This window comes from Paenibacillus guangzhouensis (assembly GCF_009363075.1).
Taxonomy (GTDB): Bacteria; Bacillota; Bacilli; order Paenibacillales; family Paenibacillaceae; genus Paenibacillus_K; species Paenibacillus_K guangzhouensis.
Window position 1 is genome coordinate 639,393 of the sequence record NZ_CP045293.1, and the last position, 15,534, is coordinate 654,926.

At 46.8% G+C, this 15,534-nt stretch carries 5 protein-coding genes; 4 read left to right on the forward strand and 1 reads right to left on the reverse strand.

The features are described 5' to 3' along the window. The first annotated feature begins 367 nt into the window (after window positions 1-367). The 3 genes from GCU39_RS02645 to dhaK all read left to right on the forward strand — a co-directional run bounded on the left by GCU39_RS02645 (window position 368) and on the right by dhaK (window position 9,191). Entirely contained in the window at window positions 368-5,983 is a 5,616-nt protein-coding gene (locus GCU39_RS02645; RefSeq protein WP_152392088.1) for an endo-alpha-N-acetylgalactosaminidase family protein, read from the forward strand. Between the two features lie 306 nt (window positions 5,984-6,289). Beyond that, window positions 6,290-7,426, forward strand: coding sequence for a glycerol dehydrogenase (locus tag GCU39_RS02650; protein WP_152392089.1), 1,137 nt, complete (start codon window positions 6,290-6,292; stop codon window positions 7,424-7,426). A 1-nt stretch (window position 7,427) separates the two neighbouring features. Further along, window positions 7,428-9,191: a dihydroxyacetone kinase subunit DhaK gene (gene dhaK, locus GCU39_RS02655; RefSeq protein ID WP_152392090.1), complete on the forward strand. Its 1,764-nt coding sequence runs from the start codon at window positions 7,428-7,430 to the stop codon at window positions 9,189-9,191. Between the two features lie 68 nt (window positions 9,192-9,259). Here dhaK and GCU39_RS02660 read toward each other — a convergent pair whose 3' ends face one another. Beyond that, window positions 9,260-14,095: an S-layer homology domain-containing protein gene (locus GCU39_RS02660; protein ID WP_152392091.1), complete on the reverse strand. Its 4,836-nt coding sequence runs from the start codon at window positions 14,093-14,095 to the stop codon at window positions 9,260-9,262. Window positions 14,096-14,316: 221 nt separating this feature from the next. On the opposite strand from GCU39_RS02660, the gene GCU39_RS02665 reads away from it, so the two are divergent. Continuing rightward, on the forward strand, window positions 14,317-15,399 hold the full coding sequence (locus tag GCU39_RS02665; protein ID WP_152392092.1) for a Gfo/Idh/MocA family protein: 1,083 nt from the start codon (window positions 14,317-14,319) through the stop codon (window positions 15,397-15,399). Window positions 15,400-15,534 lie beyond the last annotated feature (135 nt).

The following is a 15,534-nucleotide window of genomic DNA, read 5'->3' on the forward strand; positions in this document are numbered from 1 at the left end:
TCTATTTTCAGTGCTTAAGAATCAATTTGGGCTTACCGTAAAATAGATCAAGAAATCAAAATTATCGTCATTAACCTCTCATTGGCGGGAGAGTAAGATGTAACCATACATAATTTTGTAATCCTTCCTAAGAATCCTTCCACGAATTTATATTTCATCAGGGGATAGAGAACTGCGCCCCGACATTACATGTTCAACAAGTGACTTACTTCACCTATAAGACCAAAAGCAAGGGGATTGACAGTAAAATTGTAAGCGGTTTCCCATTGTTTAACTCAAAGGAGGTGATGCTGATCGATGGCAATTGCACGAAAGATCAATTAGGAGTGATTGGCAAGTCATAGATTGAACTCGAAGGAGGATGAAAATGTCACTGTCTAAAGTCATTAGAAACTTAGCACTCGTGGTAGCCTCTGTACAAATGATTAGTATTACGATTCCTGCATTTTCAGGAACTGCGGATGCTGCAGCTTATGATGGAATCATAGAATCCAATCAAATGAAAGTTCAAGTCGATCAGAAATTCCCAAGAATCATCAAGTATGAGTTAAATAATAAAGTGTTGAATGGCTCGGAAGATGTATTAGACAAAATAAGAATCAACGGTAAAGACTACGTACCCAAAGTAGAATACATGGAAAGTGCAAATGAAGCGGATTATACGCTTACGATTAGCGAATTGAATGTAGTTCTGAAAGTATCCATTACTGTAAAAGACAATACGCTTGACTTTTTAGTAACAGATGTGAAAGAAAATGGCGCAGCAAGAATACATACCATTGAATTTCCAGACCATAGCTTGGTTTCGGTGAGAAGTACAGAAGGGGGTGCCAAATTCGCCGGTTCCCGAATGGAAACTGCTGTATATAAAAAAGGCGATGTGTACCAGGATGTATCGGGAACGCCTGCCGTAGATAGCACGCCAAAAAACTATATGTACGCGTTTGTTAATAATGATGCATTAGCAGCGGGTGTCTGGTCAAATGCATATGGTGATACCAATCAAGATGCAGACAATGATAATCACCGTATTGTAAAGCAGACGATGAAGAAAACGGATTACTCTCGTACGGCTTTATGGAGTGCATCATGGGTATACCGTGGGAATAGCATGCCAAATGATATAACGGAGCCCTTACCACATACGAAAGTCGTGATCACAGAGGACGCAAATGCGGATACAAAAGTGGATTGGCAGGATGCAGCCGTTGCATACCGCGATATCATGAACAATCCCGTAGGCAGCGATCGGATGTCTGAACTTGTTGTTCACCGGATCCCAATGAACTTTGGCAGTCAGGCAACTAACCCTTTCTTGAAGACATTAGATGAAACAAAGCGAATCTATCAATCGACAGACGGGCTAGGACAGTGGGTGGAGTTAAAGGGGTATCAAGCAGAAGGGCACGACTCCTCACATCCGGATTACGGCGGACATATCGGTGTACGGCAGGGCGGACAGAAGGATATGGATACGCTCGTAAGAGAAGCGCAGAAATATAATGCTTTTATGGGTGTACATATTAGCGGTACAGGTGCTCACCCGGAAGCCAAGGCTTTTGATGATCAATTAGTTAATGTCAACAAAGGCGGCTGGGACTGGCTTGACCAATCTTATGACTTCGATGATCCGACTTACCGTAGAGAAGTCACCACCGGAAATCGTAAGAATCGGTTGCAGATGTTAAAGGACGATGCTCCGACGCTTGATTTTATTTATGCGGATGCATGGTATGAACAGGGCTTTAATGGAAGAAGATTTGCTAGTGAAGTGAATGCTATGGGTTGGACGCTTACGACGGAGTTTCCCAACGTACTAGAGGATGAAGCGGTGTGGAATCACTGGTCCGTTGACTATGATTACGGCGGAAAGAGCACCAAAGGTTATAGCAGTGACATTGCAAGATTTGTGCGTAATCACCAAAAAGATACTTGGATTGTTCGTCATCCGATCCTTGGCGGTACGGAGGCGAATGATGCGGAAGGATGGCAGGGTAGAGTAGATTACGATGAAATGATCAATATTGTATTCAAAACAAATCTGCCAACAAAATATCTACAAAGTTTCCCTATGACGAAGTACGACGTCAATAACAATGTAGGGCGCGTTGAATTCGAAGGAAATGTCGTCGCACAGCGAACAGCAGATGGGAAAAGAACTTTCACGAAAGATGGCAAGAAGCTGCTAGAAGAAAATGTGACGATTACGAAAGCAACGGAAGGCGGCAACACGTACGATAAGGTTACGTACTCCAACCTCAAATATTTGTTGCCATGGTCGCCAAATGCCGAAAAGACCAAAAATGAACTAGCTAGCGCTGAAGAAAAGTTGTACCACTACAATGAAAATGGCGGATCAACGACATGGGAACTCCCAACAAGCTGGAACAATGTATCAACTGTAAAGTTGTACACTTTAACAGATACAGGGAAGAAAGATGAAAAGGTATTAAACGTCGTAAATGGCAAAATTACGATTGAAAATGCAGCAGCAAAACAAGCTTACGTTGTTTACAAAGGGGACGTTACACCAAAGGTTGAAGAGATAAATTGGGGATTTGCGATGCCTGCTAAGGATCCAAGTTTCAACAGCGGGAAGCTGGATCACTGGAATGTAAAGAGCGGAGCAGCAACCGTAGAACGTAACCCTCGTGGACAGTATGAATTAGTCGTCAAAGAAAATGCGGAAGAAACGGTACTAGAGACTGGGTTATCAGGATTGAAACCGGGAACCTACTCCGCATCTATATATGTTCAAGTAGGAAATACACCAAACAGTACAAATGCTAGTGATCCCAACACAGCAGGAAATGCAAAACGTAAAACGACGATTGGTGTGAAAGATTACGCCGGAGCAGACATCACGAACTATACGGAGAGTTCACCGCTTAAGAACTATATCTCAGCTGACTCCAAGCACAGCACCAATATGCAGAGAATGAGAGTCGTTTTTGATGTAGCCGCAGGACAGGATACAGCAATATTGTATTTGAAAGTAGCTCCAGGAACAGCGGCTGTAACCTTTGACGATGTTCGTGCTGTACCTACGAAGCGAGTTGTACCTCAATCTCCAGAGGTAGTCGTAGCTGAAGATTTTGAGAATGTGGACCAAGGTTTGACGCCATTTGTTATCGCAGATGCTGACGGCGTAAGTGATCCACGTACGCACCTATCTGAATTACACGCGCCATACACGCAAAAAGGATGGAATGGCAACCAAACGGATGACGTATTAAACGGCAACTGGTCCATTAAGACCCATAAATCTGGTGGCGGTCTTATTATGAGAACATTACCGCAGACGTTAAGATTCGATAAAGGAACAACATACGAAGTAACTTTCAAATATGAGAGCCAGTTCGATAAGAAGATTAACTTCGTTGTAGGCAACGGCACGAAGGAAGTGTTGAATGTACCGATGCCGCAGGCCACCGTTCCTACGCCGTTTACGGTTAAATTTACAGCAAGCACTGAAGATTTCTGGATCGGAACAAGAAATACGGTTGGCAGTTCGGCAGGGGACTTCATCCTTGATGATCTAGTTGTGAAAGAAGCGAAGGATGCTACCATCGAACCGCCGCAAATTTCGCCTGTTGACTTAACGATTATCCCTGTAGATGGGATCAGAGCAAGTGCAACGGGTTATCAAGAAGGTGATAACCCTGAAAATGTTCTTGATGGAAACACAGGTTCACTCTGGCACACAGCTTGGGATGGAAGCGATAAATTACCACAATCCATTACGCTAGATTTAGGTAAAGCTTACAATGCAAACAGAGTAGATGTTACACCAAGACAGCAGACGAATAGTAGCGGTGTAGCGAATGGTAATGGCTTTATTACAAAATATGAATTATATGTGAAGGTTGCAGATGCTCAAGATTTTGTGAAAGTTGCAGATGGAACATGGGAAAAGACGATTGCAACGAAACAAATTGCTATTGATAGTTCAAAGCCAATCACTCATGTGAAGTTAACAGCATTAGAAGGGATTAATGGTTGGGCGAGTGTCGCTGAGATGAGAGTGGCTCAACAAGCTCCTTCCATCACTGGACCAAAGACAGTAGAAGTCAGCACGACAGCTGGCATGCATCCGGAAATGCCTTCAACAGTAAAGGCAACAATGAGCAATGGCACCGTCATGGAATTGCCAGTTCAATGGCCAGCCATTGCCCCTTCCAAATATGCTGAAGTAGGAACCTTTGAAGTTATAGGTCACATTAATGGCGCTCAGGATGCTGCGATTACAGCGACCGTAACCGTAACAGCCAGCGGAGAAGTAGAGATCGTAGATGCCAAAGTGATGAATGTTTACACTTCGGTAGGAACTGCACCTGTTATGCCTGAAAAAGCTAAAATGGTCACTTCAAACGGTACAGTGATCCAAGTGCCAGTCACTTGGGAGACAATTGCTAAAGATCGGTATAGCCAAGCTGGATCCTTCAGCGTAACGGGAACTGTAACGGGATCTACGATCAAAGCGCAGGCTATTGTTATTGTGACAGATAGCCAAGCCACAATTCGAGAAATTCCAGAAATAAAAATGAACACATTTATTGGTACCAAACCGCTTTTACCCAATACGATTGAAGTCACCATGAGCGATAATTCAAAGCGATTTGTAGCTGTGACGTGGGATTCTATAAAGGATGAGCAGATCAGCAAAGCAGGTCAGTTTAATGTAAATGGTACGATTGAAGGTACGGATAAGAAAGCCGTTGCCGTCATCACCGTCAAAGAAGATCCGAACATTGCATTGAAGAAACCTGCTACGGCAAGCAGTCAGCAGACTGGCAATACGGCAGCGATGGGTAACGATGGTCAAACATCAACGCGCTGGTGCGTAAGTGATCCCAAAACGGAGCATTGGTGGAAGGTTGACCTCGGAGCACAATACGATGTTACGAGTTCTAAGATTACTTGGGAATCCGCATCAAGTACGCTGAAGTATAGAATCGAAGTATCTTCTGACGGCGTAACATGGCAAAAGACGGTGGATAAGTGGGATACACCAGTGACTGAAAGTGTTACAGCAGATACTTGGTCAGCTGAAAAAGTTAAATTTATTCGGGTGACAGCTCTAGGTGTAGGAACTACTTGGGCAGGGTTCCGTGAGTTTGAAGCGTACGGCGTTAAATCACCGGTCGTGGATACAATTGCGCTAAAGGGAGCCATCACGGCAGCTCAAGTCAAAGTTGATGGAGCCGTCGTAGGCAATCAACCAGGACAATATCCGCAAGCAGCCGTCGATGCATTGAAAGCAGCGATCGCAACGGCGCAACGTGTTGTCGATACAGCAGCAACACAAGCAGAAGTGACAGCAGCGATCGAGGCGCTTCAAGCCGCGGTCAAAACTTTCGATGATGCCGCAACAGCTGCGTCGTCCGGTTCCATCTCGGCGCCAGCTACAGTGACAGCTGGCCAAGAGTTCAACGTGCAAGTCGGCCTCAAAGGCGTAACGCAAGGGGTATATGCGCAGGATCTATCGGTCGAGTTCGATCCGGCTAAGCTCGAGTTCTTGTCTGCGAAATCCCTTATTCATGGAGTTAGCATCATCGATAAGAAGACAACGCCGGATGGCAAGCTGCGGTTCATCGTCGCAAGCGAGGGTCCAGGCCATGCGGTAACCGGCACGAAGAATGTTCTTGAACTGACATTCAAAGCGAAGGAAGTAGCAGAAACGTCGGTAAATAGTGCCATCTCGTTAACGAAGGTCATGATTTCGGATGCTGAAGGAGCAGAGATGACGATCGGAAATGCGAGCTCTACCGTACAAGTAGTGAAGGAGCAACTGCCAGTTGCGACGGGCGACTTGAATGGCGACGGCAAAGTCACGATCGGTGACCTTGCGATTGCTGCTGCGAACTATGGCGCAACGAAGGATAGTCCGAACTGGAGTAAGCTGCGAATGGCTGACTTTGACAAGAATGGCGTCATTGATATCAGCGACTTGGCGGCGATTGCGCAGAAGATTATTCAATAATGCAGTAAATAGGAATTCATACTGGGATAGCAGGTTCGAAGAAGATCGTCAGCACTCGTGCAGGCGATCTTCTTTATTCGTGTTGCTATTCTAAAAGAAATTGAAAATTTAATGTACGCATAAGACGTCGAGTTTACATCATCTATGATTCGATTTCTTCAATAAACAGGACAAGATTCTACGATTCTGCAACAAAATGACAAAATAATTCGATCTGAAAACGCTTGAATTCGCGCGGATCCTTCCATGTATCTCCTGAAGCATACGACTATAATAGAGCTATATTCAGCTAGGGAGGAATTCGATATGAGAAGAGCGTTTATTAGCCCAACGAAGTATGTGCAAGGGGAAAATGAGCTCCTGAACCTGGGGTACTTTGTACGGACATTTGGCGAATCCGCCTTATTGATCGCCCATCCAGATGATGTTGCGCGTGTGAAGGACAAGCTCGCCGCTACAAGCGACAAATATCAAATCAAGTTCATTGAAAGCGGTTTCCACGGTGAGTGTTCACGGCAGGAAGTCGAGCGTCTGCAAGCCTTGGCGAAGGAGCATCAATGCGCTTGCACGATCGGATTAGGCGGAGGCAAAGCGATTGATACGGCGAAATGTGTCGCCGAAGGCCATGCGCTGATTATCGTGCCGACGATTGCCGCGACGGATGCGCCAACCAGTCATTCGGCCGTGCTGTATACACCGGAAGGCGCGTTCGATGACTATGCTTATTTCAAGCAGAGTCCAAGCGTGGTCATGATCGATACGACGGTCATCGCGAATGCGCCGACACGCTTCCTCGTTGCGGGCATGGGGGATGCGCTATCGACATATTTCGAAGCGAGAGCGACAGCGAGGTCATTCTCGAATGTGAATGCGGGTCTGCCTTGCGGCGTACGTGAAGGAGCATGCGGTGATGCGAAAGGCACGAAGACGGCCTTGGCGTTAGCCAAGCTATGCTATGAGACATTGCTGGAGGATGGCGTGAAAGCTAAGCTGTCCTGCGATCAGAACGTCGTGACGACAGCGCTGGAGAATATTGTTGAGACGAATATTTTGCTATCAGGTCTTGGGTTCGAGAGCGGCGGGCTTGCGGCAGCCCATGCCATTCATAACGGATTAACGGTGTTGGAGGGCACACATCATTACTACCATGGGGAAAAAGTAGCCTTCAGTACGCTCGCGCAATTGGTGCTCGAAAATGCGGATCAAAGTGAAATCGACGAGGTGCTCGGGTTCTGCGCGTCGGTAGGACTACCTATATGTCTTGCGGATATTGGTGTGGACGCGGTGACGCAGCAGGAATTGCTGCAGGTGGCCGAGAAAGCATGTATTGCGGAAGAATCCATCCACTCGATGCCATTCCCGATTACGGTGGAAGCGGTAGCGGCGGCGATCCGAGTGGCAGATCAGATAGGGTGTGAATATCGACGGAATCGAGGCGAATAACATGAAGAAAATTATCAACGAGCCCGAGACGCTTGTCCGGGAAATGTGCAACGGATTGGTGCTAGCGCATCCGAGTCTTGCGTTCGACAGCAAATATAAGATCATCTCGAAGAAGGCATTGAACCGTGAAAAGGTGGCACTGATTAGCGGGGGAGGCAGTGGGCATGAACCTGCGCATGCAGGCTTCGTCGGGAGAGGCATGCTCGATGTTGCGGTCTGCGGAGATGTGTTCGCTTCACCATCGCAGATCCAAGTCTATCAAGCGATCCGGAACTCGGCGAGCAGCCAAGGGACGCTGCTAATCATCAAGAACTACAGCGGCGACATCATGAACTTCAAGAACGCAGCGCATCTCGCGGGCGAAGATGGTATTGAGGTGGACTACGTCAAAGTCGACGACGATATTGCCGTGGAAGACAGCCTCTATACTGTAGGTCGAAGAGGGGTGGCTGGGACCGTTCTCGTGCATAAAGTGGCTGGTGCAGCGGCGGAAGCGGGTCTATCTTTGCAGGAAGTAAAGGCGGCGGCACAGCATGCAATCGATAACGTCAGAAGTATTGGGTTTGCGTATACTTCTTGTACCGTTCCGGCCAAAGGCACGCCGACCTTTCAACTAGATGCGGGAGAGATGGAATACGGCGTCGGGATTCACGGGGAACCGGGGATCCGTCGCGAACGGATTATCTCCGCGGATGAGCTGGCACAGCGAATGGTAAATGCGCTGGTTGAGAATTTGCAAATAAATGAGGCTGCTAATGAGGAAGTAGCGGTTCTCATTAATGGGTTTGGGGCGACGCCGCTGCAAGAATTGTACTTACTTAATAATTCGGTAATGCGTGAGTTGACGGCGAAGGGCGTGAAGATCTACAAAGGGTTCGTCGGCAACTATATGACGAGTATCGATATGGCGGGGGCTTCCGTGACGTTGATGAAGCTGGATGCGACCTTGAAGCAGTGGTTAGCGGCGCCTTGCGATACACCTGCGTTAAGCGTTCGTGAGCCGTTTGAACCGGTAGAATATGTGGAAGTGGTGCATCGTTCTTCTTCAAGCGATGTGGAGGTCTCTTATAAGAATGAGACGGACCCTGCTTGGGCGACGATTTCAGATAACAAGCTTTCTCTTCAAAATATGGTGTACCTCATTGATCAGATGAGCGAGATCATCATTACGAATGAAGTGCCATTCTGTGAGTTGGATGCCCACGCAGGCGATGGAGACTTCGGTATGAGCGTTGCCAAAGGATTTAAGCAGCTGAAGGCAGAATGGAAGGACATCTTGGCGAACAACAGCTGCAGTATTGGCAGCTTCTTGGATGCCTGTTCGCTTGTCATTATGGAGCATTGTGGTGGCGCATCCGGTCCAATCTGGGGATCAGGCTTCCGGGCTGCGAGCAGGTTGGCAGGAGATAGAGAATCCTTATCGATCGAGGAATTCGCCGACATGATGGCAGCCGTCGTGACTGGCATTCAAGATACAGGTGCTCGTTCTTTTGGCCGCGGCGCCGTCGTGGGCGATAAGACATTGATCGATGCGCTCGTTCCGTATGCGGAATCGTGGAGGGAGAGCGTAAGCCAAGGCGACGATCTGAAGACCGCGTCGACCAAAGCGGCCGAAGCTGCGGTGCAGGGCGCGAAGCATACCGAGTCGATTGTGGCGCGGATGGGACGCGCCGGGACGGTAGGCGAGCGCAGCATCGGTTACCCGGATGCGGGGGCTTATGCACTGGGAGTGATTTTCACGGAGCTGGCGCGGGTGATTCGGTAGCAGCGCGTATTGCATCGAACGGAAAAAACAAAGAACCTTGCTGATTCAGCAAGGTTCTTTGTTTTGTATTATTTTTTGGCTAGTAGGTTCAAGATGACTTTGGCTGCTTCTGCGCGCGTCGCATGCTGCTTCGGCGCGAATGTCTGCGCATTCGTTCCTTGCAGCAATTGGATTGCTACCGCTTGATCGATCGCGGACTGCGCCCAGCTGCTGGCTTGCGAACGATCTGAGAACGAAGCTGCAGCAGCAGCTTGTAGTTCTTGCTTCGTCATGTTCCGGTACGCTTGGGTTACGATGACAGCCATTTCTTCCCGCGTGATTGCTTGGTTCGGCCCGAACTGCTCGGCGCTTAACCCACGGACAATTCCATGCTCGACACCTGCCGCGACTGCATCCGCATACCAAGATGCAGCTGGGACGTCTTTAAACGTTGGTGTCGTCGACGCTGTGAGATGCAGCGCGTTCACGAGGAATTGAACGAATTCCGCTCGCGTAATTTCACGGCTAGGTGCGAACTGATCCGCCGTGAATCCTTTTGCGATTTGTTTTGCTGTTAATTCCCGAATCGCCTGGTAGGCCCAGTGCGAAGCAGGAACGTCAGAGAACGTCTTATTAAACTTAAGGACGCCGTATTTGCCGCTGTGCGTAAGCTCTGCGACGAGTTTATCCCCGTTGAGCTTTCCGCCGACATACGTAGGTCCGTTGCTACCGTCCATTCCATAGATGCCGATGATCTCGCGGTCGGAGGCATCGGTCACGTTGAGTATGACCTTGATAGGTGTACTGAACTGCTTAAGCGGCAGTTCTCTGCCATTCGATGTGATGCTGAGGCCAAGTTCAACGATTTGGCCGGCTTGCGTCATTTGGCTTTGCCATGGTTTCAGAAGCGCCGCGGCCGCCTCTTGCGTTACAGGTTTGAGAGTTACCTTTACCTTCACATCTTTTGTATCAGCCATATTTACGAGCCCGGCTAGCTCTTTCAGGACGCTGGAAGGAATTTCAACGTCACCGTTCGGCGTGCGAATGACGAGCGTGTTACTGCCGACGGTGCTGGTGATGCTGCTTGGCAGCTGAATTTGCGTCGTGTCCTTGGATGATACGTTAATCTCAACTTTTCCGTTCACAGCTTGCGGAACATTGGCGCTCGCGATGTCGACGATGTCTTTATTTTCTTGATTCGCATCCGGCTTTGCTGGAACGGCTCCACCTGGCAATGCTGGAGCACCACCGCCTCCACCACCGCCACCTGGGTTACCGCCACCATTGTTGCCCCCACCTGTGCCTGGACTTGGACCTGTACTGCCACCATTGTCGCCTCCGCCTGGGTTCGTGTTAGGGTCACGGATCTCAAATGTCTTAGAAAGCTCGATGCTCTCACGCGGTCCTGTCGGCAATTGATAGGTTAGCGTGTAGTTTCCCGGCTTGATGTCGGACGGGAGGGTGATGTTGAAATAGTCAAGATATTCATTGTTTTCTTGCTCCACGATTACTTTGCCGCTGCGATCTTTTACGGTAATGATCGGGAAGACCTGGTTCACTCGATCAAATTGTCCGTCATAAGGTTTAATGACGCTGACGGCAGGGCCGTCTAGCGAACGGGCAGAGAATGAATTGAAGTACTCTCGGTATACACCAAGGGAAGTTAAGGTAAAGTCTCTGCTGGTAAGATGAACTAAAGAGCTTACACTGTATTGATTCTTCTCATCCTTATGTATATTGAAGTATTCTAATGATTTTTGAACGATGTCGTTCGAAAGCTTAAGTTCTGTTTCTTGTTGAATATCGATTGGACTTGGTTGTTCCCAAGTATAAGACCAAGGTGTTTCATATGGGCGAGATTCTTTCGTAATGAACCCATAACGTCGTTCTCCCGGATTGGTGTACAAGGTATTATACGGCATATCGCTGATCAAACCTGTACTCATATCGAAGAAAGCATCAATCGACGTCGAAGATTTTTCAGTTTGGATCGTGATGGGTACCGCTGCTTTTTGCTCATTTTCAAAAGAAAATTCGACTTTCTTTGAACCATTGCTGTGAATGGGTTTCGTCAAATGATAAATTGCACGTTCACTATGATAGATCGATTGGGCGAGGATATCTTTCGCATCGGTAACCAACTTACTGCGGTTCATAATACTGAATTTATATGATACATTTGGAATGCTTATCGAATATACTAGACTCGAAAAAGGAGCGTCCGCTGTCTGCGAGTAAGTGGTTAATTGTGAAGAAGCTTCTATTTTTCTCATCTGAAGCAATTCTTGGCCTTTAATAGCGAGTTGTTTGTAATACAAGTCTCCACTTGATAATCGCATCACAAGATGTACGACATAATCACTGTTGGGCTTAATCCCGTTAGGAACCATTAATTTATTATTTTTGATTGACGCATAAGAGGTGTAGATGTAATTGGGACCTTTGTCCGTGTTGATAATTTCGCCAATTTCTCCTTTATTCATTTCATCATCGTTTACAAAGTTTTCTCCTGCAGGGGCTTGAATAGGGATTTCCGCTAAGGTACCGGCAGTTTGCTCTGCAATGAAGGTCGTATCCATCGATAATTCTAGCAGGTCTGCCGGGAATAATTGTTTCTCTAGTCTGACCCGATACTCCGATCCTTTGGTCAAGTTCGTATTCAATTGGAACTGATATAGATTCGATCGAACGGGGCTCCCTAGTTTATTGCCTTGCAGATCATATAGCTGATATTCCACAGCTTCCGAACCAGGTACAGAATTAACATTCACGGTAGGCTCAGGCTGGGATGCCGACGAAAAGATCATTTGATTCGTATGGATATCTTCAATATACGAGACATTCAGATTGTTTGAAGGGTTCTGATACTGGATAAGCACCCTGTTCTCATACCATTGATGTTGATAGATGTTCCCTTGCATTTTAATTTTCTCAGGGAGTTGTACATTTGAGTTTACATCATAGTATCCATAGATAAAGTAACGATAACCATTTTTCTCAACGACGTAGTCGATGCTGGCTTTCGAACCTTTCTGAATGTAATATTTACTTGCATAAATGGATTCGGTATCAATACCTTCGTCAATCGATATCGTTCCTATTAAGCTGGGTGGTAAAGTGATCTCGGCTAGATCCGTAAAAGGATGTACCGACAGTGTACTGTCAGATAGCCGGAGTTGGTCTCGACGATCATAATAGCCTGTCTTCTGCATTGAATTATAAAAGTTAAATTGCATGTCAACAGACGGAGCTTCTGTCGCAATATAAAGCTGGCGAATCCCCTGCTTTGTTTGCTGAATATCACGTGAGAAGGAAATAGTTAATGGCGCATGTTGGTCATCATAGAGAATCAATCCGATTTGTTCTTTATCAGCTGCTATTTGTGTATTCGGGTTGATATGTAATGAACGTAGCTCCTTGGATGTGAAGGTGAGCTCACCTTCATTGCTAGCAGTAAAAATACGATGATAAATGATTGGGCTGCCGTCTTCCGATTTCGCTTGAATCAGCAATTGATACTGTTTGCCGTTCAATAAATAGGCATGAGGTATAAAAGAGATGCCGTCTTGAATCGTGTTTTGAAATATTTTTTCAAGGTTTTCATCGAAGAAAAAGTCCGTCTTTTTCATTTCATACAACTCGACCGTCCCGTTTTGAAGGGGCTGTCCTTTTTCGTTCTGAACAGAGACAGGCAGGCCGCCAATTTCATTACTTTGTATTCGCAGAGCATTCGATTTCCCTTGGATGAGCGTCCCATTCATATTGAAGGTCACTTCAGCGGTATAGTCGCCGGATACTAAAGATTCAGTCGGTGTTCCTACAATGTTATTCGGAATGTTGAATCGAATATCTTGTAAGTTCACGTCTTGTAGTCCATGCTTGATGTTTACTTGGAACTGCGAGCGCAGAGGGTATATACTATCGAAACTAAACTTTCCTCTTTGTAAGATCGGAACAATTGTAAATGATTTTTGAGTTTGATTGTAATTGAAAAATGGGATGATCAACTGCGTCGTGTCGGTAGCAAAGGCGAGCTTTTCCCCAGGTATCACGTTACCATTAAAGTTCCAAGTCATACCTTTTTGTTGATTGTCAGCCATAACTGGCGTAGTTACTTGAATATTTTGTTTTCCGCCAGTAAATTTCAGTTCGTTTAATGCATTAAACATGGATTGATGATGGCGTTCCGTGCTTGTGATGTTAATTTCACTGACGTTCGGTGGAAGCGTTAATGAAGCGGCGTTATTCTTCTCAGCCTGAAAATCATAATAGACGGATTCGCTGACGGAGGAGATGTCTTTCATAGGGAGTTCCTTTTGAACATGGTATCCGATTCCGTTATTCGATTCCGTCAGTTGCACTTGCATGTTGCGAGGAGAAGTGATGAGACTGTTAGTGCTCGCTGCCGGAATTTTAAAGGATTGATCATTGGCATGAGGCACCATGATGTCATAAGTGATTCTAGCATCACTATTAGCAGAGAATGCTTGCGAACGGGGTTGAATCAGTTTGCGGTCAGCATCTAAATTCCACAGACCGAGGGTCAACAGCTCGCTTCCTGATAGTTCTTGATTGTCATAATAGAAGAGTCGGGATTGTGTGACAGGATCCTTATACTGCATTAAGAGTTGAACCAGGTATTGAACGTTGGGTTCAATGAAGTTGTTATTAAGATTGAACGTACTTGTTCCTTGAAGATCAAGTGTGTTTTGTACAATCGGAGCATCCACACGATTGATGCGTAGACTCCCGTTCAGTACGTCAACATCAGGTAGCAGTTCGACTGTCAATAAGCCTGCCCCGCCCCCCGTAACCTGAGCTGCCCCTGCATCCTGCGCAAAAGCCGAACTTGGCAGAACAAGGCTAATCATTAAACACATTATTAAAATCATTCGAAACGCTCTTGAACCATGATTGCGAATCATTTCCATCCTCCTAATTTTTTATCATGCGAGGGATATTATACCAATTTTGAAGATGGTTCGATATACTTATTTTGGTAGAACTATAATAAGATTTGTTAAAGGTGACGCCTTGAGCCAATTTTTTATGAAAACGCTATATTACCCATTAAATTATGCTAGAATCATGGGTAGAAAAAATGTGATATAAGTCGCATTTGCCAATTGGCAGAGGGGGAAGTCGCATGGAAAAGAAAAAACTACGCGTAGGGATTATCGGCGCCGGCAGTATCGGCGCCATACATGCCGAAGCATATCAATCGCTTGCAGAGAGCGAAGTGCTTGCGATTACGGATGTTCATCTTCCGCTGGCACAGAAGGTTGCGAATACATATGGGATTGAACAGGTCTATGAACGGATGGAAGACCTGCTAGATGATGAGCGCATTGATGCCGTCGTCGTTGCGGTACCGAATAAATTCCATGAATCGATTGCCGTCGCGGCGCTTGAGAAAGGCAAGCATGTCATGATCGAGAAGCCGCTCGCGATCGATACGGCAGGTGCACGTAATATCGTGAAGGCACAGCGGACATCGGGCAAAGTTGTCATGATCCCGCACCAGCTGCGCTGGGATGCCACAGCACTTGCGGTGAAAGAAGAAGCGGCCAAGGGTTCGCTGGGTGACATTTATTATGCGAAGACAGGCTGGTTCCGCAGAAAGAGTATTCCAGGCTGGGGCTCATGGTTCACCCAATCCGCATTATCCGGCGGCGGCCCGCTTATCGATGTCGGAGTTCATATGCTGGATTTAGCGATCTATCTGATGGGCAATCCGAAGCCGGTCTCCGTCTTTGCAACGACCTATGCGGCATTCGGTGAACGCAAGCTGGGTATTGGCAGCTGGGGAACGCCGAACTGGGAAGGGACGTTTGACGTAGAGGATCTTGCCACGGCGCTGATTAAATTCGATAACGGCGCATCATTGCAGCTCGAAGTTAGCTGGGCGGCACACACGGTTGCAGAAGGCAACGTATCCTTCCTGCACCTGATGGGAACAGAAGGCGGCGCAGTCATCCAAGGCAATAAAGGGAAATTCCTGATGGAACGCTTCAACCGCACAGCCGATATTGAGATCGCGGTCCCGACGCAGGCCGAAGATTCCCGCGTGCTGCTGAATCGTCATTTCATCGATTGCATTGAGCGTGGAACGGAACCGATGACCAGCGCTTATAGTGGATTAACGAATCTAGCAATCATTGAAGCCATCTATGAATCGGGCAAAACGGGCAAGCAGGTCGATGTGAATATAGATGGAGAGCTAGCGTAGGACAAGAAGCTGTTCTGAGAGTCATCTTATTTGACTTTTGGGGCAGTCTTTTTTATTTGGCTTTTCCAGCAAATAGTGTTGTCTGTAATATTAATTGCGCAGGCTTTATAAGCCTTAAGAATTTTACCATTCCAT

Coding starts and splice junctions, on each gene's coding strand:
- GCU39_RS02645 (WP_152392088.1), top strand. CDS start 368: ATGTCACTGTCTAAAGTCATTAGAAACTTAGCACTCGTGGTAGCCTCT.
- GCU39_RS02650 (WP_152392089.1), top strand. CDS start 6,290: ATGAGAAGAGCGTTTATTAGCCCAACGAAGTATGTGCAAGGGGAAAAT.
- dhaK (WP_152392090.1), top strand. CDS start 7,428: ATGAAGAAAATTATCAACGAGCCCGAGACGCTTGTCCGGGAAATGTGC.
- GCU39_RS02660 (WP_152392091.1), bottom strand. CDS start 14,095: ATGATTCGCAATCATGGTTCAAGAGCGTTTCGAATGATTTTAATAATG.
- GCU39_RS02665 (WP_152392092.1), top strand. CDS start 14,317: ATGGAAAAGAAAAAACTACGCGTAGGGATTATCGGCGCCGGCAGTATC.